The following is a 21,820-nucleotide window of genomic DNA, read 5'->3' on the forward strand; positions in this document are numbered from 1 at the left end:
AAATAAGCATTATTAAATACATTAGGCTACTGTTATGATATAAACAATGCAGTTGATGATTATTTAAATACTCATCAACTGTGCTACCCAAATGAAGTTTAAGTTTGTTAAAGAGAAGTAAAAAAGTATTAAAAGGCTTAGACAAGTGTAATTGAATATATTGAGTGAGATTAAAATGAGACTCAACTAAGTAATAAGAGAGCTAAAGTCTAAGTGAGAAAAGAAGTAAGAATTAGAGGAAAAACAGAATAAAAATAAATCAAGTCAAAGTAAAAGTATTAAACCCAATTTATAATGTTAACATTTTTTAATGTATGTTAAGAAATGTTAACATTATTTTTTTTTATCTAAATTAATAATTAAAACATTCTGAAAATTCTAACGAAAATTAAATGTTATCTATTAGATTCATTAAAAGTTAAAGAAAATAAGCAATTTAGCATTTTTAAGAGGGGTTTTAAAAAATTTAAACTTCTTGGCATAGCAATTGCTTAATACATAAAGTAATAATATGATTACAAATTTTTGAGGATTAATTTTATCATTATTTACTTATCAACACCTAGACTATGTTGATAAGTAAATAATGATAGCTATCAAAAGTGTATTATTTCTAAGGAGGGAGAATCATGAAACAATTGCTTACAGGAAATGAGGCAGTAGCACGTGGGGCTTATGAAGCTGGTATATCCTATGCAGCTGCTTATCCAGGAACACCAAGTACTGAAATACTAGAAAATATAGCACTATATAAAGATGACATAATTGCAGAATGGGCACCAAATGAAAAAGTGGCAGTAGAGTCTGCAATAGGAGCATCTATTGCAGGTGGGAGAGCACTTGCAGCTATGAAACATGTTGGAGTAAATGTCGCAGCAGACCCAATATTTACATATGCATATATGGGAGTAAATGGTGCAATGATTATTGTATCTGGTGATGACCCAGGAATGCATTCATCACAAAATGAACAAGATAATAGACATTATGCTAAATTTGCCAAAATAGCTATGGTAGAACCAAGTAATAGTCAAGAATGTAAAGATATGTTAAAGGCAGCTGTTGAAATAAGTGAAAAATATGATACTACAGTTTTATTTAGAATGGTTACAAGAGTATGCCATAGTAAAGGTCTAGTTGAGTTAGGAGAAAAAGAGGAAACAATTGTAAAGAAATATGAAAGGAATCTTTCTAAATTTGATGCTATACCAGCTACTTCAAGAGCCCTTAGAGTTAAGCTTGAAGATAGATTAAAAAAACTTGAGGAATTTTCTAATGAAACGGATTTAAACTTTATAGAATGGAATGATAAAAAAATTGGTGTAATAACTTCAGGTGCTTCTTATGAGTATGCTAAAGATGTGTTTGGGGATACTGTATCATACTTAAAATTAGGATTTACATATCCTCTTCCAACTAAGAAAATTAGGGAGTTTACAGAACAAGTAGGTACTGTTTATGTAATTGAAGAATTAGAACCTTATATAGAAGAACATTTAAAAGAGAATAACATATCTTGTATTGGTAAGGAGAAGATACCTAATATAGGCGAGTTAAATCCAGATATAATAGCACAATCAATCTTGGGAGAAAAAAGAGAATTAATAGAGTATAGTAAAGAAAAGATAGTAGGTAGACCACCAACATTATGTGCAGGATGTCCACACAGAGGATTTTTCTATGAGTTAGGAAAAGTTAAAAATGTACTTATAAGTGGAGATATAGGATGTTATGGACTTGGAGGAGCAGAGCCTTTAAATGCTAAAGACACCTGTATATGTATGGGAGGAGGCCCAGGGGTAGCTCATGGGGCGCAAAAAATATTTACTAAAAATAATATTAATATGAGAACTATAAGTACAATAGGAGATTCAACATTCTTCCATACAGGAATAAATGGACTTATAGATATAATCTACAATAAAAGTAATACTGTAACATGTATTCTTGATAACAGAATTACTGGTATGACAGGGCATCAAGAGAATCCTGGAACTGGATTTTCATTACAAGGTGATGTTACTGAAATGATGGATATTGAGACTATAGTAAAAGCTTTAGGATGTAAGAATATAAAAGTTGTAAATCCTAATAAGTTGGATGAAGTTAAGGGAGCATTAGATTGGGCTTTATCAATTGAAGAACCTTCAGTAATAATTACAAGATGGCCATGTGCACTAAAAAAATTTACTGAAGATGATAAAAAGAGATTTGACCTTATACCATCAGTTTGTAGTATGGATGATGAGAAGTGTATTGGATGTAAGAAATGCCTTACAACAGGATGTCCTGCTTTGAGATTTGATAAATCTAAAAAGAAATCAAGTATAAATCAAGCTCAATGTGTAGGTTGTACAGTATGTGCACAAGTATGTCCAGTGAATGCTATAAAAAAGGTTGGTGAAAAATAATGAAAGAGGTTAAAAATGTATTGTTATCAGGTGTAGGAGGTCAAGGGACTGTTTTAGCAAGTAAAATACTTTCTGCTGGTCTTATTGATGCTGGATATGATGTTAAGATGTCAGAAGTTCATGGAATGGCTCAAAGAGGAGGTAGTGTGACAACTCAAGTTAGATATGGTGAAAAAGTACATTCTCCTATACTTGGAAAAGGAGATGTTGATGTATTAGTTTCATTTGAGACTATGGAAGCTTTGAGATATCTTGATTTTCTAAAACCTGATGGTAAATTAGTAGTGAATGATTATGAAATGCCTTCTGCACCAATTTTAACAGGTAGAGTGGATTATCCTGAAAATATAATAGATGATATTAAAGAAAAAGTGGATGTAACAGTGATAAAGGCGGTTGATATTGCAAGAGGTCTTGGAAACGAAAAAGTTATGAATGTGGTTCTTTTAGGAGCATTGATTAAAGCTCTAAAGGTAGAGGATGATATAGATTGGGAAAAAATAGTGTCACAACAGGTTAAGCCTAAATTTATAGAAATTAATATAAAAGCTTTAAAAGAAGGGATGAATGTTTAAAAATAAAGTGATAAATATGTAAATGTTATAGAAAAAATAACTGTAAATGAAATGTATAGAAGGTTATAAAGGGAGATGATTACAAAACAAAATAAAGTGTTAGAGTAAGAAAATAATTACAAAACAAATTATAAGATAATTGAAAATAAGACTGGTTGAAAAATAGATAAAGGGTTAGGGTAGGAAATCAATCACAAAATAAATTATAAGATGATTGTGAATAAGACTAGTTGAAAAATAGATAGATAAAGGGTTAGGGTAAAAAATAAATAAAAAATATAAAAATAAATAATCAAATATTAAGATTGTAAGACAATCATTTTAAAATAGAATTTTATAAATTTAAATATGGAAAATGAGTATCTAATAAGCAATAGTTAATAAATAATTACAAATAAATTGTAAATTAAATAAATCTTTGACAGGAAGGAGAACTATTTATATATTAAATAGTATTTATAATATGAAAAAAGGCGATTTTATATGGAGTGGAATTCTTATTTGTATTATTGCTATATTAGCGATACCAAGTAGTAGAGAAGTGTTTATGGCAGCAACAGGTGCACATCCATATATTGGAGGTTTTTTCAAGTTTGCTGTACTAGCTACAATGGGAGATTTACTTGGTGCTAGAATTTTGCATAAAGACTGGAAAATACCAGTAGGAGTCTTTTACAGAGCAATAGTCTGGGGAATAATAGGTCTAGTTACCACATATGCTATGTCAATCTACTCAGCAGGTGTAGGTCAAGCGCAAGTGGATGGTATGCTTCCTTTTGAGGGAATAGCTTTTGCAAATGCTTTATTTAAGAGTGCAACTATGAACATACTAATGTCACCAACTGTATTTTTATTCCATAAGGTTATGGACTGTTTTATAGACAAAAAATATGAAGTTGAAAAAGGGATTAAGGTAACACTTAAAGATGTGGTAAATATAGTAGATTGGAACGCTTACCTTGGTTTTAGTGTTTTAAAAACTATACCATTTTTCTGGATACCATGTCATACAATTGTATTCTTATTCCCTGCTGAATATAGAGTAATTGCTTCTGCATTTGCATCTATAGCTTTAGGTCTAATATTAGCTTTAGCCAATAAATCTAAGGTTGCAAATTAAGTTTATTGATGAATCAAAAGTATCATTTAACTAGGAATAATTTTCAAAATAATATTATTTATATTTATAATAACTAAGCAATATTTTCATTATGAAGTAACATTTTATTAAATTTAAAAATAAAGATAAGCTTTTAAAGAAAATTAAATTTGCGAGTACTGTTTTTAAGAAGCTTAAAATCCCCCATTTAAAGTTTTAAGATTCTAAAACAATATGTTATAACTACAAAAATGGCTGTTAGGACTAGAATACTTATAGTATAGATTAGTTCATAACAGCCATTTTTTATATTGAATTAATAATCTAAAATAAATTCTAAATCAAGTTTTAAATTAAAGGATTTAGAGAAGCTATTCTAGTTGTAGCCACATAGACTCTAGATATTTCATACCATGTTTTAAAATCTACTATTCCACTTTGAGGCAAACCAAAAATTCCTTGGAATGTTTTAACAGCATTTTCTGTGTCTGTTCCATAGATACCATCTTCTCTTACTTTTGGGATAGCTGGGTAAGAGTTAGATATAGCATTTAACTGATTTTGTATAGTTCTAACATATTGTCCAGTGGAGCCAACTTGTAATGTAGTACCAGGGAATGATACAGGAACACCACTTACTATAGGTGCTTTTTCAAATACTATCTCATCTCCATAATAAAATCTTAGTATACTTTCATAGTCGTATCCTTGGTCACCTAAATCTTTACTTCCCCACTGAGTCATTTGGTTAGGACATTGGGATTTTTGACCATCACAATATTGTGCTAATAGTGGCTGTCTTGCTGTAGGAGGTCTTTTTATAAATGTGTTAAATATAGCATCTACAACTATATTAATTGGTTCAAATAAGTTTCTGTTGTTTATAAATTTATGGTCATATGCAGTTGATGAAGTTATTGTAAAATTATATCCTTTATTTCGATACCATTCAGTAAATACCCTATTTAAAGTAAATGATATTATAGCTATTACATTTGCATAGATTGTCTGTTGTGGCCAAGTTGAGTATATTTCAGATGAAGCTATATTTTTAATGTATTCTTTAAATTGAATCCAATAGTTTGGTGCTGATGAATCTTCTGGAAGACCATCATGAACTACTATGAATTCGGGTACTACAGGGTTATCCAATACAACAAAACCAGTAGGAGGTGGCAATGGTTTTGAGTCACTTTCTGGAATTTTAGGAGGATAAGTACCATATAGAGTATGTTCTCCTATATCAAAAATCAATTCACTTTGTCTTGAGAAAGAACGTTTACTTCTTGTTCTAGGAAACATGGGAACTCCCTGTCTCGCTTCAATTGTAGCTAATAATTGTGTTCCTTCTATGACAACTGTTTCATACCCATCGGCTATGGCTTCTACTATATACTGGCTATAAGGTCTAACATCAGATGGTTGTAGAGAGTAATCTACATCTGGTGCTGGTAATGCTAATCCAATCACTTGACCAGATTCATTACTCGTTAGGTTTTGGTATAAAGTTGATGAGCTTTGGCTACCATTAGACATTGAATATATGTTTACTGTTGCATTTTGAATAGGTCTATTGTTAGTAGCATCGATTATACTTACTGTTAAGAAACCATCTTGCATCAAATCACCCTTTCTTTAAATGAATTTAGTTCCCTTATATTTCAAGATATGAATATAGCTTGAGATTTGTTAAATAATATAGATATAAATTTAAATTTTTTTTGATGTTTTAGTACATTTTACTTTGAACAATTTAATGTTATTTTAGAGTGTATTTAAAACAAAATAAGCTAAAAATAAATAGGTATTATAAAACAGAAATGAATTAAAAATTTTGAGCAGAAGTGAATTAAAAATTTCGAAAGGAAAATAGTCTATGAAGCTGGATTTATTTTTATTAGCAATAGTTCCTATATTGATAGGTTTATTTTGGATAAGGTCTAAAGATAGATATTGCAGAGAGCCTCTAATTCATCTAATTAAATTTTTTCTAATAGGTGCTTTTTTAAGTATTATAATTATACTTTTAGAGAATTTACTGATGAAATTTAATGTATTTGAAGGATATTCAGAACTAATATATGTATCATTTGTAGTTGCAGGGCTTGTAGAAGAAGGCATAAAAGCTCTGATACTAATTCCAGCACTAATTAAAGAAAAACATTTTACCGAAAAGTTAGATGGTATTATTTATTCTGTATTTTTAGCTTTAGGATTTGCAACAATTGAGAATATAGTCTATATTTTTTCTGAGAGTGGCAATTTAGCACTTCAAGTTGGCATTAATAGAGCAATTATATCTATTCCAGCTCATGTAATGTTTGCTATTACTATGGGGTACTATATCTCTAAGTATAAGTTTGAAGGAAATAAAAATAAGAGACGTGAGTACTTATTTATGGCTGTATTGCTTCCAATTTTATTACATGGAGTTTTTGATTTTATATTGATGATAGAATATAGATGGGCTATTATATTACTTATAGTTTATGTGATAATTTTATGGAAAGTAAATCTTGATAAACTTGAGAAATATATGAATAACTCCAAAAAGGTGTTTTTTGGTAATCTTAAGAAAAAGAAAAGAAAATAACATTCAAGTAAAAGACATAAACAGTTAAAAGTAATAAATGACAAACAAGCAAAGCAGATTGAAGGGGGATTATAAATTTGGCAAATTTACCAAAAGAATTTTTAGAAGATATTAGAGAGATACTACAAGATGAATATGATGATTTTATAAAAAGTTATGATGAAGACAAGACTACTGGTCTTAGAATAAATACATTAAAAATTAGTAAAAAGAAACTATTGGAATTGAATTTATTTGATTTATCTCAGATACCATGGGCAGAAGAGGGTTTTTATTATGATGATAAAATCAATAGACCTGGTAGAAATCCACTACATGAGGCTGGAGCATATTATTTGCAAGAGCCTTCTGCCATGAGTGTGATACCAAAAGCAGATATTAAAGAGGGAGATAAAGTACTGGATATGTGTGCTGCTCCTGGTGGAAAATCTACATATATACTGTCTAAATTAAATAATACAGGTCTATTGGTATCTAATGAAATTAATGCTAGTAGAATTAAGGCTTTAGGTGAAAATCTAGAGCGATTTGGAGTGAAAAATTGTATTATAACAAATACCGATTCTAAAAGCTTAAGAAAGACATTTAATGGGTATTTTGATAAGGTGGTTATAGATGCACCTTGCTCTGGTCAGGGTATGTTTAGAAAGGACGAGGTGGCCATATCAGATTGGAGTTATGCAAAGGTATTAGAATGTCAATCTATTCAAAAAGAAATTATAAGAGATGGATATAAAATGTTAAAGAAAGATGGTATTTTAATTTATTCAACATGTACTTTTTCAAGAGAAGAAAATGAGCATGTTATAAAGGAGTTTATTAGCGAGTATCCACATGCAGAACTTATTGAAATGGAAAGATTATGGCCTCATAAAATAAAGGGAGAAGGTCATTTTGTTGCTAAGATAAAAAAATTAGAAGATGAAGAGTGTAATGTAAAAGAATTAAAAATAAAAAATTTAGATAAAGAAATAAAGGATTATAGGGAGTTTGAAAAGAAATTTTTAAAGGTTGATTTTTATAGCAATAAAAAAAATAAATTTTATTTAAGAGGAGAAAACTTGTACTTACTTCCAGAAGTATATCCGGATACGAAAAAACTAAAAGTATTGAGATACGGTTTGCATTTAGGGGTTTTAAAGAAGAATAGATTTGAGCCTTCTCATGCACTATCTCATTATTTAAAGGTTGAAGATGTAAAAAATGTTGAAAACTTTAGTGTACAGAGTGATTCAATTCTTAAATATTTAAAAGGGGATGTTGTAAATTCTAATGAAAGTAGAGGATGGATTTTGGTATCAGTTGAAGGCATACCTCTAGGCTGGGGAAAAGAATCTGCTGGTGTAATTAAGAATCATTATCCTAAAGGTCTCAGAAAATTATTTTAAACTAGTAGAAAAAAGAAGTATAATATTTATATTGTAAGTTTATGGTAGATTATTTTGCTGTAGATTGACTTAATATTTAACACAGAGGAGACGATTTTAGTGGGTGAAGCAGTTAAAAAAGAAATTGTAGAATGGATAAAAGTGATTGTCATAGCTCTTGTTTTGGCATTTGCAATAACTCGTTTTATAGTGCCAACAATAGTTAAGGGCGAATCAATGTATCCTACACTAGTTGAACGTGATTACCTAATAGTTAATAGAATCGCGTACAAGGTAGGAGAGCCAAAATACAAAGATATAATAGTATTCAAAACCGACTTGACAGAAGAAAATGGAAAGAAAAAAGACTTAGTAAAAAGAGTCATCGGGGTTCCTGGTGACCATGTAAAAATACAAGACTCCAAGGTATATGTAAATGATAAATTGTTAAAAGAGACTTCCTATATACATAATAATCGTACTGATGGAGATATTGATATCGTAGTTCCAGAAGGAAAATTATTTGCTATGGGAGACAATAGAGAAAAAAGTTTAGATAGTAGATACGATGAGGTTGGATTGGTCGACGAGCATACCGTTTTAGGAAAAGTTCTAGTCAGATTGTATCCATTTTCTAAGATAGGAACTATTGACTAAACATATAAAATTTGGAGCAATCGCTGATTAACTGAAATCACCAGACCATGCACAATAGTTGTCTGTATAAAAAAGACAACACCTTATTTAGTAGACTTATCTAAAAGATAATGTTAAAAACGCATTATTAATAAAGATAATATAACTATAAAGGAGAATTTGTGAATGAATGAAACTATTAAAGAAGAGATTGTAGAGTGGATAAAAATAATTATTACTGCACTTTTTTTTGCATTTATTATAACTCGTTTTATAAAACCTACACTAGTAAATGGAGAATCAATGTACCCAACACTTAAGTCACATGACTATTTGGTAGCAAATAGGATGACATATAAATTATCAGAACCAAAATGTGGAGATATAATGATATTTAAGACTGACTTATTACAAGACAATGGAAGAAAAAAAGAACTTGTAAAAAGGGTTATAGGCGTACCTGGTGACCATCTAAAGATTATGGATTCAAAGGTTTATATAAATGGAAAGTTATTAAATGAAGTTTCATATATACATGATAATTATACTGAAGGCGATATTGATATGGTGATTCCTGAGGGAAAAGTATTTGCGATGGGAGATAATAGGGAAGTAAGTTTGGATAGTAGATATAAAGAAGTTGGATTAGTAGATGAACAAAATATTAAAGGAAAAGTTATTTTAAGAGTATTTCCTTTTACAGATATAGGTATTTTTGAGTAGGTGATTTGTATGGCAGTTGGTGTAGCATCCTTATTGTTTAATCTTGAGGAGGCTTTAGATATTTGTGAAAAGATAGAGCAAATAACGCATTTAGAGATTGGGCTTGACAATATATGTGAATGTAGTGAGTTATGTAAATATAAAGATAGAATTTCTAAGCTAGGATTATCTGTAGGGGTACACTTACCTATGGAGTTAAATACTTGTGAAAATATAGAGTATATACGAGATTCATGGATAAATTTTATTGAGAAAATAGAATTTGAGCTCAAAGGATTTGATATAAAGTATTTTAATCTTCACTTAGGATATGTTATGACAAATAGACTTAAAAAGAATAGGAACAAGTATTTAGATAATAGTGTAGATTTTTTAGATAAGGTAAATACAAACTCATATATATGTATAGAGAATACTTATTCAAAAAGTGGGGATTTTTCAAATATTGGAAATATATCCTATGATTTTGAATATATATTTAATAGGATTAAAAATTCTAAGATTTGTTTTTGTTACGATACTGGACACTGTTTAATTGATGAGGATGATTATATAAAAAACTTGAAGGATAAAATAAAGTTGATACACTTAAGTGATAATGATGGTATCAATGATACACATGTAGGTATAGGAAAAGGAATTTTATCTGAAGAGGGGATTAAAGAGGTCTTAAAATTAGATGCAGAATATTTAGTTTTAGAAATAAATTACGAAGACATTGAAGATACTATAAGTAAATTGAATCGTATTGTAGGAGAGGGTTAAATACCTCTCTTTAACTTGTTGATATGCCTCGTTGATTAAAATTTGTATTCATCAAAAGGAAGGAGATGTTGAAGTGAAAAAAATAAACTTAAAAATAGAAGGAAAAAATAAAGAATATTCATTAGAAGAAAACTCTTTAGGAATTAGATTAGGGGATATAGCAAAGGAATTTTGCGATGAGCATAAGGGTTATATAACACTTGCAGTTGTAGACAATAAATTAAAAGAGCTAAATTGCAGAGTGAAAAATGATTGTGAGATAAATTTTTTAGATACTACTAATGAAGATGGTGAGAGAGTTTACTTTAGAGTCATGTCCTTTGTATTTGTGATGGCTTGTAGAGAAATATTTTGGGATAGTAGGGTTACAATAGAACATTCACTATCTGGTGGGCTATACTGTGAAGTTCACATAGATAGAAAACTTAAAGAAGTGGATGTTGAAAATATAAAAAACAAGATGCAAGAGATAGTAAACAACGATTATACCATAGAAAAAGTTGAAGTGACAAGAGATGAGGCTATTTCTATATTTGAAAATAATGAAATGCATGAAAAGGCAGAGCTTTTAAAATATAAAGAGTATGATAGTGCTAAAGTATATAAGTGTAGAAACTATATAGACCATTTTTATGGGTATATGCTACCATCAACTGGTTATATAAAATCATTTGATATTGAGCTTTACAATGGAGGCGTTATAATTTTAGGTCCTAGTGAAGAAGATAAGACTAAACCTATGAAATTTATACCTCAGCCTAAGTTATCAAGTATATATTATGAAGCAGAAGAATGGTCAAGGCTTATGGGAATTGACAAGGTGGTATCACTTAATAAGATAATAGAAAATAATGAATATGGAGACATAATAAGGACATTTGAAGCATTACATGAAAAAAAATTATCTCAAATAGCAGATATGATAAAAGAGAATAATAAGAGAGTAATCTTAATAGCAGCTCCATCTTCGTCTGGAAAAACAAGTTTTGCTCATAGATTATCTATACATCTTAGAGTGAATAATTTAAATCCTATTTCTATTTCTTTAGATGACTATTTTATAGATAGAAAACATACTCCTTTAGATGAATATGGAAACTATGATTTTGAATCAATTTATGCTATAGATTTAGAGAAATTTAACTTAGACTTAAAGAGACTTTTAGCAGGTGAAGAAATTGATGCTATAAGATACAACTTCAAAGAAGGAGAGAGAGAATATACAGGTAAAAAAATAAAGATAGACTCAAACCAACCAATTATATTAGAAGGTATACATGGGCTAAATCCTATTTTAACATCATCTATACCAGATGAAGATAAATTTAAGATATACATAAGTGCCCTTACTCAAATAAACTTGGATGACCATAATAGAATTCCTACTGCTGATTTGAGAATGATAAGAAGAATTGTTAGAGATTATAATTTTAGAGGATATAGTGCTGATAATACTATCTTACAATGGGCATCAGTTAGAAGAGGGGAAAAGAAGAATATATTCCCATATCAAGATGAAGCAGATGCCATATTTAATTCTGCTTGTGTATATGAATTAGCAGTTTTAAAGAGATTTGCTAAACCTCTGTTGGAAGAAATAAAAGAAGATAACCCTGCTCACATTGAAGCGACTAGGTTACTAAAGTTTTTACAATATTTTGTAGAGCTAGATGATACTTCTGATATACCAGGAACTTCAATTCTTAGGGAATTTATTGGAGGAAGTAAAATAGTCGATTAGTAGTGATACAATACCATAGAGTGATTATTAATTTGAGATATAGTATTTATTCTTGGATTTGTTAGTAATAGATGGCAGTTAAAAAAACTGCCATTTTATTTTGCTATAATAGTTATAGATTTTAGGATATTTATTAGGATATATCTGAAGACATAAAGTTTGAACTATCAAACTATTAAGTGTTTTAAATTGATTGAAAAATGAATAAATTCTTGTAGAAAATAGCTTTAAAGTATAATTTTCTTTAACACTGTTTTATTATAGTATAAATCTGTGCTAAAATAGAATATATATATCATAATATAAGAGGTGCCTATGAATACGTTAGATGAGACATTATTAAAAGAAATTATAAGTTCTAATAAGAAATATACTAATTACGGACAAGTCGCTAGTTACATACCAGAATTAAAAAATGCTAGAAGAAATGATTTAGGAATTTGCATTATAGATAGTGAAAACAATCTTTACAGTGCGGGAAATTGTAGCACAAAGTTTACTATACAGAGTATTTCAAAACCAATTGTTCTTGCTATGGCACTTATGGACAATGATTGGGAAGACGTTTTTTCAAACGTTGGAATGGAGCCAAGTGGAGACCCGTTTAATTCTATAATGAAACTTGAAATTAATGACACAAAAAAACCCTGTAATCCAATGATAAATGCAGGGGCTATAGTAACTACTTCTCTTATAAATGGGAGCTGTTTGGAAGAAAAAGAAGAAAGAATGCTTAGTTTTTTTAGGAAATTAGCAAAAAATGATAATATAGGAATAAACTATGATGTCTATAAGTCTGAAAAAATGACTGGAGATAGAAACAGAGCAATGGCTTACTTACTGAAAAGTGATGGGTTTATCAGAGGTAATGTAGAAGATGTTTTAGACCTTTATTTTAAACAATGCTCAATTGAAGTAGATTCCATAGATTTGGCTAGAATTGGTATAAATCTTGCTAATTATGGAGTAGACATAGAAAATGGTGAGCATCTGATGAGTGAAATGGTTTCTAGAATTGTCAAAACATTTATGATGACTTGTGGAATGTATGATGCTTCTGGGGAATTTGCTATTAAAGTTGGCATTCCTGCAAAATCTGGAGTTGGAGGTGGTATAATGGCTTCTGTGCCAGGGCGTATGGGGATTGGTGTTTATGGACCTGCACTTGACAAAAAAGGTAACAGCGTCGCAGGAGTTAAAGTTTTAGAGGAGTTGTCAAATAAACTCAAATTAAATATTTTTTAAAATTTTAAGAAAGGATTTTTTTGACAACAACATATAATTTAATATATAATTAAATTGTAAAGAAATATGAATTAAATAAATTTTTTAGGAGGGGTCAATGAAAGAGGTATTGGTATTACGAGATTTGGAGTGCATAAAGGCTATTGCACATCCACGTAGAATAGATATTCTAAAAGCATTTGACAAATCGCCATTGTCAGCAAAACAATTATCTCAATTATTGGAAGAACCTCATGCAAAAATAAACTACCACATAAAAATGTTATACAAAGTTGGTATTTTAGAATTAGTTGAGGAAAAAATAAAGTCGGGGATTGTGGAAAAATACTATTATCCAAGCGCAAAAAATGTGGTTATAGGGAATAGGATACTTAATTTTTCTTTAGACAATGGGGAAGAAAAAGAAGAATTGTACATATCAAAATTTGAAAACATGAGTGAAGTTTTTTATAAGGCAGCAGAAGAAGATGTTTTAGAAAATGAAAATATAGTTGATTATCATGATATTTCTCTTACTCATGATGAATTAGTTGAACTTAGTGATGCTATGAAATCAAAGATAGATGAAATTTTAAATAAAAGACAACACAACGTTGAAGGTTCTAAGTATGATATAGCAATGGTTGTAATTCCTACACTTGAGGAAGAATGTCCTAGTTAGAGCCATTAATTATGGATTAATTAAAAACATAAGGTTAGAGATTGAACATCAGAATTTACTTAATAATCAAAAAATAGTTTTTGGTATGAGTAAAACCATGATTTTTAGTCTCTATTTTTTTGTCTGGTTATATAAAGGATTGTAATAGTTATATAATTGAGTTGTAATTGATATATAAATAAGTTGTTATAGATTTATAAGTGGATTGTAAGGTATGTATATAGATATATAATATGTAAGGATTGATTAAGTAATTTATAAATAATATGTAAGATTATAATATTTGAAATTTCTCAAAATGGGTATAATTAAATTGTAAATATTAAAATTTGAAGTTAATATACATGAAATTAATTATAGTTGTATTAAATTATAGTTATATTAAAATAAAAAACTTATTCGTCAGAAATTTATAATTAAAATTTAGCACAAATATAAGTACAATTAAAAGGAGATTAAATATGATTAAATTAGGAACACATCTTTCAATAGCAAAAGGATTTGCTAAGGCAGCAGAGACAGCTGTATACATTGGTGCAAATACATTTCAATTTTTTAGTAGAAATCCAAGAGGAGGAAATGCTAAAGTATTTGATGAAAAAGATATAGCTAAGTTTCAAGAGATTAGAAAGGCAAATAATTTCGCGCCATTACTTGCACATGCTCCATATACTATGAATTTAGGTGGTGCAAAGGATGATGTATACGAATTTGCGACAAGAGTGATAGATGAAGATATAAGAAGGATGGACTCGCTAGGAATTGAATACATGTGCTTTCATCCAGGAAGTCATGTAGGTGGTGGAGTAGACTTTGGTATAGATAGGATAGTAAAAGGATTGAACAATGCTATTAAGGGCGATGAAAATATAACCATACTTCTTGAAACTATGTCAGGAAAAGGAACTGAAATAGGGTTTAAGTTTGAACAATTAAAAAGCATAATAGACGAAATTGAACACAAAGAAAAAATAGGTGTATGTCTTGATACCTGTCATATTTTTTCTGCTGGATATGATATAGTGAACGATTTAGATGGAGTCTTAGAAGAGTTTGATAAGGTTATTGGTATAGATAAGTTAAAAACTATTCATCTAAATGATAGTATGATGCCATTTGGAGATAAAAAAGATAGACATGCTCCTATAGGGGAAGGAAAGATAGGATTAAAAGCATTGATTGATTTTATGGAACATCCTAATCTGAAAGACCTACCATTTTTCTTAGAGACTCCTTTTGATGATGAAGGTCATAAGAGAGAGCTTAAGATGATAAAAGAGATACTATCTAGTAAATAAAATCTTATTTACAGTGTACAATTTTAATAGAGTGTAAATATATTGCAAAGATTCTCATAATTTGTTGTATAATTAAAGGTGACACATTTATATTATATAAAAATTAATTAAAAGTTAGGTGGGGAAAGATATGAGAAATTTAGGCAATACCAATATGAAAATAAAGAGGGTTGGCTTTGGGGGAATTCCAATACAAAGAATTACTCAAGAGGATACTAACTTAGTCATAAATGAGTTAGAAAAACAAGGGATAAACTTTATTGATAGTGCAAGAGGGTATACAATAAGTGAGGAAGCAATTGGAGTTGCTATTGAGGGGAAAAGAGATAAATTTTTCCTAGCTACTAAAAGTATGTCTAGAGATTATGACTCAATGAAGAGAGATGTTGAGATAAGTTTAAATAATTTCAAAACTGATTTTATAGATTTGTATCAATTCCATAATGTTAAGGAAGAGGAGTATGACAATATTTTTAAAGACAAGATGGCTTATAATGCTCTTTTAGAGGCAAAAGAACAAGGAAAGATAAAGCACATTGGTATAACTAGCCATAATTTAAAGACTATAGAAAAAGCAATAGAAGGTGGAAAATTTGATACTATACAATTTCCTTACAATATAGTTGAAGGACAAGCGGATGAAGTATTTAAAAAGGCACATGAAAAAGGTATTGGTATAATAGTAATGAAACCTTTAGCTGGAGGAGCTTTAGATAATGCTACATTAGCTATTAAGTACATATTATCTAAAGACTATATAGATGTAGTTATACCAGGAATGGAAAGTGTTGAACAGGTTAGACAGAATGTTGCTGTGCTTGAAAATCTTGTGTTAGACGAAAAAGACAATAAAGAAATTGGGGAAATAAGAAATTCTTTAGGTAAAAAATTCTGTAGAAGATGTGAATACTGTATGCCTTGTGCTGTCGGGATAAACATACCATTGAGCTTTTTATGTGAAGGATATTACACTAGATATGGACTAGAAGAGTGGGCTAAAGAAAAATATGAGGTTATGGATGTTAAACCTACTGAGTGTATTGACTGTGGTCTTTGTGAGAGTCGATGTCCATATGAACTTCCTATAAGAGAAATGTTGAAGACTGTTGTCGAAAAATTAGGATAGATTTTATTTATTGAAATCGGTGTAGTAAGTTTACTCCGATTTCTTTTTATATGGATATGATTTATTTATGTGAATATATTTTATTTAGATGTATACATCTTTATATACAAACATTAAATTTATATGAATGCAGTAATTTTATAAGTATTAAATTTACATAGTTACAAGTATCATATAAATTTAAAATTTGTGTGAGTATAGCTATAGCACAAATATTATTTTAATAATTTCAAATAGTATAGCATTACTATAGTATTAACTAGCATATAAAATATTTATTTCTCAAAAATATTATAAGATATATCATATTCAGATACTGGATAAAGCTCAATTTCAACCCTAGGGTTATCCTTATCTATAAAGTCAAATAAAAGTACTGGCTTAAGTTGTTTATCATTCTTTATTATTCCACTTTTTTCAATACCATCACAAATACTTTTTGGATAATTATGTAAGTCCCCCATTCTCTTGTTTGGGAAGTATAATTTTAAAACGGTTATTAGATTTTCTTCAACAGTTTCTCCTTGATATTGTTGATTTATAAAACCTGCAATCATGTTCTCATATGCAAGATACTTAGAATACTTTCCCTTTGAAGGCATCCATGCTTGACCATTTATATTATGAAGTTTAAAATTAGATTTACTAATGGGTCTACCTGGAATTGTTAATTTAATCAAATTGTTCACCATCCTTATACAGTATTTATTATAATCTGTGGATGATTTAAAAGCAAATTCTTATTTCTAATGTTTTTATAAGTAATAACTTTATAGATGATAATTTAATTACAAGGTTAAGTTTGAATGATATAAGTATTGGAGTAAAATAGAGAAATCATATTAGTAAGATAATTACTAAAAAATTAGTAAAAAAGTTTAAAATGGGTTGATATTGTAGAATAATAAGAGATAGAGTATATAAAACAAGTTATATTAAAGAATAAATGGATATTATTATAGATAGATGAGATTTATATTATACTTTAGCTCATTTTATAATATAGTAATAATAATTGTAGTTTTATAACCTAAATTAAATAGGTTTAACAGAATAAGTAGGATTAAATAGACTAAAAAGGATTAAATAGAATGAGTAGAATTAAATAGATTAAAAAGGAATAATTTTATGGATAATAAGGAATTAAAAGAATTTTGTAATCTTATAGGATTAAAGTGTGTAGGAATAGCTGGTATAGATAAGTATGATAATCTAAAAAAGATACTTCAAGATAGACAGGAAAAAGATTATTTGACTGGTATGGAAGAACCAATAATTGAAAATAGAATTAATCCAAGAAATATAATGGAGGATGCTAATTCTATAATAGTATGTGCATTTCCATATCATATAAACAGAGAAGAAAAAAATGAAAATTCAAATTTATCAAAATATTGTCATGGTAAGGACTATCATATTGTAGTAAAGGACTTTTTACAACAAATTTGTGATTATATATCTAACACAGTAGAAGATTTCAAATACAAGATATTTGCTGATAATGGGCCATTAGTTGACAGATATTTAGCTTATTTATCAGGGATAGGATATTTTGGAATAAACAATAACATCATAACTGATGAGTATGGTTCTTATATATTTATAGGATATATAGTAAATAATTATAAATTTGAGGAAGATAAACCACTAGAAAAAAGTTGTTTTAAATGTGGTAAGTGTGTAAAATATTGTCCGGGAAATGCTATATTAGGAAATTATGATATGAATCCCAAGAAATGTTTATCATATATAACTCAAAAAAAAGGAGATTTGTCAGAGGAAGAAAAATCTGTTTTAAAGAGTAGTAAAAAGGTATTTGGGTGTGATATCTGTCAAGAAGTATGTCCACATAATGTTGGAATACCAACAACTCATATTTTGGAATTTAAAGAAAATATAATAGATTATTTGGATTATGATGAGGTACAAAATATTTCAAATAAAGAATTCAAAAGAAGATATGGAGATAGAGCCTTTAGTTGGAGGGGCAGAAATATAATAAAGAGAAATATGGAAATAATTTTAGATAAGTATAATGACTAATAATAAGAGTCTATTTCATATACTTTAATGTGAACTTACTTTAACACTTATTGTATCAAAGTCATATTATATCATTAACGTTAAATATGGGGAGGTGGGGGAATATTGAAATATAATAATACATCTGAAATAAATCCACTAGATTGTATATTAGGGCAAGAAAGAGCAGTAGAAGCTATGGAATTAGGTCTAAGAATAAGTAATCTAGCCTATAACATATATCTAGCTGGTGAATCTGGAACAGGAAAAAGTACTTATGCCTTAAAGGTTTTGAATGAATATGCATCCAAAAAAAATACACATAAAGATTGGTGCTATATATATAATTTTGAAAACCCTAGAGAGCCTATTATAGTTGAGTTAGAGAAAGGGTTTGGAAGAGAACTTAAGAAAGATATGGAAAAGTTAATTGAAAGCCTTTTAGAGGATTTTAAAAATGCGTTTGAAAGTGAAAGTTTTGAAATAGAAAAAAATAAACTTTTGGACGAATATGAAATAGAAAAAGATATGTTACTAAAACAAATTAAGAAATATGGAGAAGAAAAAGGATTTAAATTAAAACAGAGTAAAATGGGAATAGTCTTTATACCTTTGAAAGAAGAGGAAGATGAAAGTGATACATCTGATGAAGAGTTTTATAAGGCAAAAAGAGAACTAGAAAACATGGCTATACAAGTTGTATATAAAATTAAAGATTTAGAAGAAATAGCTGAAAAAGCTGTGTTAGAGCTTGAAGGAGAGATAGCTAAACTTGTAGTAGAACCTCACATCAAGACATTGTGTGAAAAATATGAAGATTATGATAAAATTCAAGTTTATTTGGAAAATATAAAGAAAGATATAATAGAATATATGTACTTATTCTATTTAGATGAAGATGAATTAAAAGATAAGTATGATAAAGAGCATTTTATTAAATATAAAATTAACCTATTTGTAGATAATGGAGGCTCAAAAAATAAAGAATCAGCACCTGTTATAGTAGAGATAAATCCAAGTCCTGCAAATCTATTTGGAAAGGCAGAATACGATTATGCAAATGGCAATATAAAAACTGATTTTACAAAGCTATTATCAGGAGCATTTCATAGGGCTAATGGAGGTTATTTAGTACTTTATGCAGACCAGCTGTTAAAATATACAATGTCTTGGGAAATTCTTAAAAAGACTTTGCAAACAAAAAAAGTAATATTGGAAACACAGACAGCAATTAAGCCAGAGAATATGCCATTAAATGTCAAGTTAATATTGATTGGAAGCCACTATATATATGACATTTTATATAGATATGATGAAGATTTTGAAAAATATTTTAAAGTATTTGTGGATTTTGATAGTGAAATGGATAAGAATGAAAATAATGAAGAGGGAATTGCTAGATTTATAGCATCTCAATGTAACAAGAATAATTTAAGACATTTTACTAAGGAAGCTGTTGGTGAAGTTGTCAAATTTAGCACTAGATTGTCTGGTGACTTAGGAAAATTATCAACTAAGTTTAATAAAATAATGGAAGTCGTGATAGAAGGAAGTGCATATGCAGAGTTTAGAAATTCAAAATATACAGAGAAGTGTGATGTTAAGAAAGCAATAAGTGAAAAGAGAAAAAGAATTAATAGGGTAGAGACACATATGGATGAATCAATTGAAAATGGATTTACCTTAATAGAGACAGAGGGAAAACAGGTTGGAGTTATAAATGGTCTATCAGTATTAAGTACAGGAGAGTACTCTTTTGGTAGGGCTTCAAGGATTACAGCAACCACTAGTCCAGGAAGTAAAGGTATAGTAAATATAGAAAGAGAAGTAAATATGAGTGGCTCTATACATAACAAAGGAGTGCTTATATTAGGTGGTTACCTTTCTGAGAACTTTGCACAGGATTTAATAATGTCACTAAATGCGTATATCTGTTTTGAACAAAATTATGGTGGAATAGATGGAGATAGTGCATCATCTGCGGAGTTATATGTATTATTATCATCTCTTAGTGGAGTACCAATTAAGCAGAATATTGCTGTTACAGGCTCTATAAATCAAAAGGGAGATATACAAGTAGTTGGTGGAATAAGTGAAAAAATAGAAGGATTTTATTCTATATGTAAGACTAAAGGATTAAATGGTGAGCAAGGTGTCGTAATTCCTAAGAAGAATCAGAGAAACCTTGTTTTATCAGATGAAGTTAATGATGCTATACTAGATGGAAAATTCAAGATATATACAGTTGAAAGAGTAGAAGAAGCTATAGAGATATTGACAGATGTTAAATTTGAAGAAATAAAAAAATTAGTAAAAGAAAAATTGACATCCTTCAGTAAGATACAAACTGTATCAAAAGAATAAGTTTATTATAGAATTTAATGGGTATTTATGTATAATAAAAAGCAAGAACTTTAATAGGTTTTTGCTTTTTTTGTGAAATATATGTAGATTGAATTTTTATTTTGTATATTTTATATATTGATGTTTATTTTTTGTTGATATGATTAAACTATGTATGAATGGCATCTTAGAAATTAGTATTTTAAAGGGGGATAATTATGAAAAATGTAAATCTAAAAGAGATAAATGAAAAAGAGATAAAAGAAAATAAAGACATAAAAGGGAAAAAAGATATAAATAAAGTTGAACCTAAAAAAGAAATGAATAAAGTAATTAATAAAAAAGATAAGATAATTGATGAGAAAGATATAACAAATTTTAGTGATATTGAAGAAGATAAAAAAACTGAAACAGGCAAAAAATCAAAGAGTACTAATTCAAGTAAGAAAACACAAAAACCAAATAAAGAAACTAAAAGTAAATCTAAAAATCAGAATAAGTCAGTAAATGATAAAGATGTAAATAAGATTTTAGACGAATTAGAAAAACTATATCCAGATGCTACATGTGAGTTAAATTATGGGACAGCCTTTGAACTTTTGATAGCGACTATTTTATCAGCTCAATGTACTGATGTAAGGGTAAATAAAGTTACTTCAGAGTTGTTTAAAAAGTATAATACAGCAAGAGAGTTTGCTGATTTGAGTATTGAAGAAATTAGTAAAGAGATAAAAAGTTGTGGTCTTTACAAAAGTAAATCTCAAAAAATAAAAGATACGTCTGAACAGCTATGTGAATTATATGATGGAGAAGTGCCAGATAGTTTAGAGAATCTTGTAAAATTACCTGGCGTTGGAAGAAAAACAGCAGGAGTTGTACTTAGTAATGCATTTAATCAACCAGCAATAGCAGTAGATACTCATGTATTTAGAGTTACCAATAGAATTGGAATAGTTGATGAGCCAAATCCTCAAAAAACAGAGTTTGCACTTATGGAAGCTATACCAAAAGAAAGATGGTCACACTCACATCATGTGTTAATTTTTCATGGAAGAAGAATGTGTAAAGCTAGAAATCCAGAATGTGGAGATTGCCCAATAAAAGAAGATTGTAATTATTATAAAGAAATTAATGAAATGAAATAACTTTTATCAAAGTAAGTTGTACAAGAGGGATTTTCTGATATAATAATACTTATGAAAATGTTAGATAGAA

18 protein-coding genes are annotated in these 21,820 nt (G+C 28.8%); 16 read left to right on the forward strand and 2 right to left on the reverse strand.

The annotated features are described in order from the left end of the window. Positions 1 to 629 precede the first annotated feature (629 nt). The 3 genes from iorA to ACTG47_RS02940 all read left to right on the forward strand — a co-directional run bounded on the left by iorA (position 630) and on the right by ACTG47_RS02940 (position 4,106). A complete protein-coding gene (gene iorA, locus ACTG47_RS02930) occupies positions 630 to 2,411 on the forward strand; it encodes an indolepyruvate ferredoxin oxidoreductase subunit alpha (protein ID WP_479926042.1) in 1,782 nt (593 codons plus the stop codon). Next, positions 2,411 to 2,986, forward strand: coding sequence for an indolepyruvate oxidoreductase subunit beta (locus ACTG47_RS02935; RefSeq protein WP_169466475.1), 576 nt, complete (start codon positions 2,411 to 2,413; stop codon positions 2,984 to 2,986). The genes iorA and ACTG47_RS02935 overlap by 1 nt, the downstream gene beginning before the upstream one ends. 463 nt (positions 2,987 to 3,449) lie before the next feature. Beyond that, the gene (locus ACTG47_RS02940; RefSeq protein WP_479926043.1) at positions 3,450 to 4,106 is read left to right on the forward strand and encodes a hypothetical protein; all 657 of its coding nucleotides are present in this window, start codon (positions 3,450 to 3,452) and stop codon (positions 4,104 to 4,106) included. A 327-nt stretch (positions 4,107 to 4,433) separates the two neighbouring features. On the opposite strand, the gene sleC is transcribed toward ACTG47_RS02940, so the two are convergent. Further along, positions 4,434 to 5,705 carry a spore cortex-lytic germination protein SleC gene (gene sleC, locus ACTG47_RS02945; protein ID WP_479926044.1) on the reverse strand — a complete coding sequence of 424 codons (1,272 nt, stop codon included), beginning with the start codon at positions 5,703 to 5,705 and terminating at the stop codon, positions 4,434 to 4,436. Between the two features lie 256 nt (positions 5,706 to 5,961). Between sleC and ACTG47_RS02950 the strand changes: the two genes are divergently transcribed. From ACTG47_RS02950 to ACTG47_RS02995, 10 genes are all read left to right on the forward strand, one after another. Further along, on the forward strand, positions 5,962 to 6,678 hold the full coding sequence (locus tag ACTG47_RS02950) for a PrsW family intramembrane metalloprotease (RefSeq protein WP_169466481.1): 717 nt from the start codon (positions 5,962 to 5,964) through the stop codon (positions 6,676 to 6,678). 77 nt (positions 6,679 to 6,755) lie between these two features. After that, positions 6,756 to 8,066, forward strand: coding sequence for an RsmF rRNA methyltransferase first C-terminal domain-containing protein (locus ACTG47_RS02955; RefSeq protein ID WP_169466483.1), 1,311 nt, complete (start codon positions 6,756 to 6,758; stop codon positions 8,064 to 8,066). Between the two features lie 99 nt (positions 8,067 to 8,165). Continuing rightward, positions 8,166 to 8,702, forward strand: coding sequence for a signal peptidase I (gene lepB, locus ACTG47_RS02960; protein WP_479926045.1), 537 nt, complete (start codon positions 8,166 to 8,168; stop codon positions 8,700 to 8,702). A gap of 165 nt (positions 8,703 to 8,867) precedes the next feature. After that, complete coding sequence (lepB, locus tag ACTG47_RS02965; protein WP_169466485.1) at positions 8,868 to 9,404, forward strand: signal peptidase I; 537 nt, start codon at positions 8,868 to 8,870, stop codon at positions 9,402 to 9,404. 9 nt (positions 9,405 to 9,413) lie between these two features. After that, positions 9,414 to 10,169, forward strand: coding sequence for a sugar phosphate isomerase/epimerase family protein (locus ACTG47_RS02970; protein ID WP_479926046.1), 756 nt, complete (start codon positions 9,414 to 9,416; stop codon positions 10,167 to 10,169). Between the two features lie 73 nt (positions 10,170 to 10,242). Next, positions 10,243 to 11,910, forward strand: a complete 1,668-nt coding sequence (locus tag ACTG47_RS02975) for a uridine kinase family protein (RefSeq protein ID WP_479926047.1) — start codon at positions 10,243 to 10,245, stop codon at positions 11,908 to 11,910. 315 nt (positions 11,911 to 12,225) lie between these two features. After that, positions 12,226 to 13,155, forward strand: a complete 930-nt coding sequence (gene glsA, locus ACTG47_RS02980) for a glutaminase A (RefSeq protein WP_169466492.1) — start codon at positions 12,226 to 12,228, stop codon at positions 13,153 to 13,155. A gap of 97 nt (positions 13,156 to 13,252) precedes the next feature. Next, positions 13,253 to 13,816: an ArsR/SmtB family transcription factor gene (locus ACTG47_RS02985; protein ID WP_054269085.1), complete on the forward strand. Its 564-nt coding sequence runs from the start codon at positions 13,253 to 13,255 to the stop codon at positions 13,814 to 13,816. Positions 13,817 to 14,277: 461 nt separating this feature from the next. Continuing rightward, positions 14,278 to 15,114, forward strand: a complete 837-nt coding sequence (locus tag ACTG47_RS02990; RefSeq protein ID WP_479926048.1) for a deoxyribonuclease IV — start codon at positions 14,278 to 14,280, stop codon at positions 15,112 to 15,114. A gap of 130 nt (positions 15,115 to 15,244) precedes the next feature. Next, positions 15,245 to 16,240, forward strand: a complete 996-nt coding sequence (locus ACTG47_RS02995) for an aldo/keto reductase (protein WP_479926049.1) — start codon at positions 15,245 to 15,247, stop codon at positions 16,238 to 16,240. A gap of 275 nt (positions 16,241 to 16,515) precedes the next feature. Here the strand turns inward: ACTG47_RS02995 and ACTG47_RS03000 are convergent, their stop codons facing one another. Beyond that, positions 16,516 to 16,920, reverse strand: coding sequence for a RusA family crossover junction endodeoxyribonuclease (locus tag ACTG47_RS03000; protein ID WP_169466498.1), 405 nt, complete (start codon positions 16,918 to 16,920; stop codon positions 16,516 to 16,518). Positions 16,921 to 17,368: 448 nt separating this feature from the next. Between ACTG47_RS03000 and queG the strand changes: the two genes are divergently transcribed. From queG to nth, 3 genes are all read left to right on the forward strand, one after another. Continuing rightward, entirely contained in the window at positions 17,369 to 18,283 is a 915-nt protein-coding gene (queG, locus tag ACTG47_RS03005; protein ID WP_479926050.1) for a tRNA epoxyqueuosine(34) reductase QueG, read from the forward strand. Positions 18,284 to 18,388: 105 nt separating this feature from the next. Beyond that, positions 18,389 to 20,626 (forward strand): Lon protease family protein, encoded by a 2,238-nt coding sequence (locus ACTG47_RS03010; RefSeq protein ID WP_479926051.1) that lies wholly within the window; start codon positions 18,389 to 18,391, stop codon positions 20,624 to 20,626. Between the two features lie 197 nt (positions 20,627 to 20,823). Further along, the gene (nth, locus tag ACTG47_RS03015) at positions 20,824 to 21,750 is read left to right on the forward strand and encodes an endonuclease III (RefSeq protein ID WP_479926052.1); all 927 of its coding nucleotides are present in this window, start codon (positions 20,824 to 20,826) and stop codon (positions 21,748 to 21,750) included. Positions 21,751 to 21,820: the final 70 nt, after the last annotated feature.

The sequence above is a fragment of the Clostridioides sp. LIBA-6622 genome, from assembly GCF_056716095.1.

Coding starts and splice junctions, on each gene's coding strand:
- iorA (WP_479926042.1), top strand. CDS start 630: ATGAAACAATTGCTTACAGGAAATGAGGCAGTAGCACGTGGGGCTTAT.
- ACTG47_RS02935 (WP_169466475.1), top strand. CDS start 2,411: ATGAAAGAGGTTAAAAATGTATTGTTATCAGGTGTAGGAGGTCAAGGG.
- ACTG47_RS02940 (WP_479926043.1), top strand. CDS start 3,450: ATGAAAAAAGGCGATTTTATATGGAGTGGAATTCTTATTTGTATTATT.
- sleC (WP_479926044.1), bottom strand. CDS start 5,705: ATGCAAGATGGTTTCTTAACAGTAAGTATAATCGATGCTACTAACAAT.
- ACTG47_RS02950 (WP_169466481.1), top strand. CDS start 5,962: ATGAAGCTGGATTTATTTTTATTAGCAATAGTTCCTATATTGATAGGT.
- lepB (WP_169466485.1), top strand. CDS start 8,868: ATGAATGAAACTATTAAAGAAGAGATTGTAGAGTGGATAAAAATAATT.
- ACTG47_RS02970 (WP_479926046.1), top strand. CDS start 9,414: ATGGCAGTTGGTGTAGCATCCTTATTGTTTAATCTTGAGGAGGCTTTA.
- glsA (WP_169466492.1), top strand. CDS start 12,226: ATGAATACGTTAGATGAGACATTATTAAAAGAAATTATAAGTTCTAAT.
- ACTG47_RS02985 (WP_054269085.1), top strand. CDS start 13,253: ATGAAAGAGGTATTGGTATTACGAGATTTGGAGTGCATAAAGGCTATT.
- ACTG47_RS02990 (WP_479926048.1), top strand. CDS start 14,278: ATGATTAAATTAGGAACACATCTTTCAATAGCAAAAGGATTTGCTAAG.
- ACTG47_RS02995 (WP_479926049.1), top strand. CDS start 15,245: ATGAGAAATTTAGGCAATACCAATATGAAAATAAAGAGGGTTGGCTTT.
- queG (WP_479926050.1), top strand. CDS start 17,369: ATGGATAATAAGGAATTAAAAGAATTTTGTAATCTTATAGGATTAAAG.
- nth (WP_479926052.1), top strand. CDS start 20,824: ATGAAAAATGTAAATCTAAAAGAGATAAATGAAAAAGAGATAAAAGAA.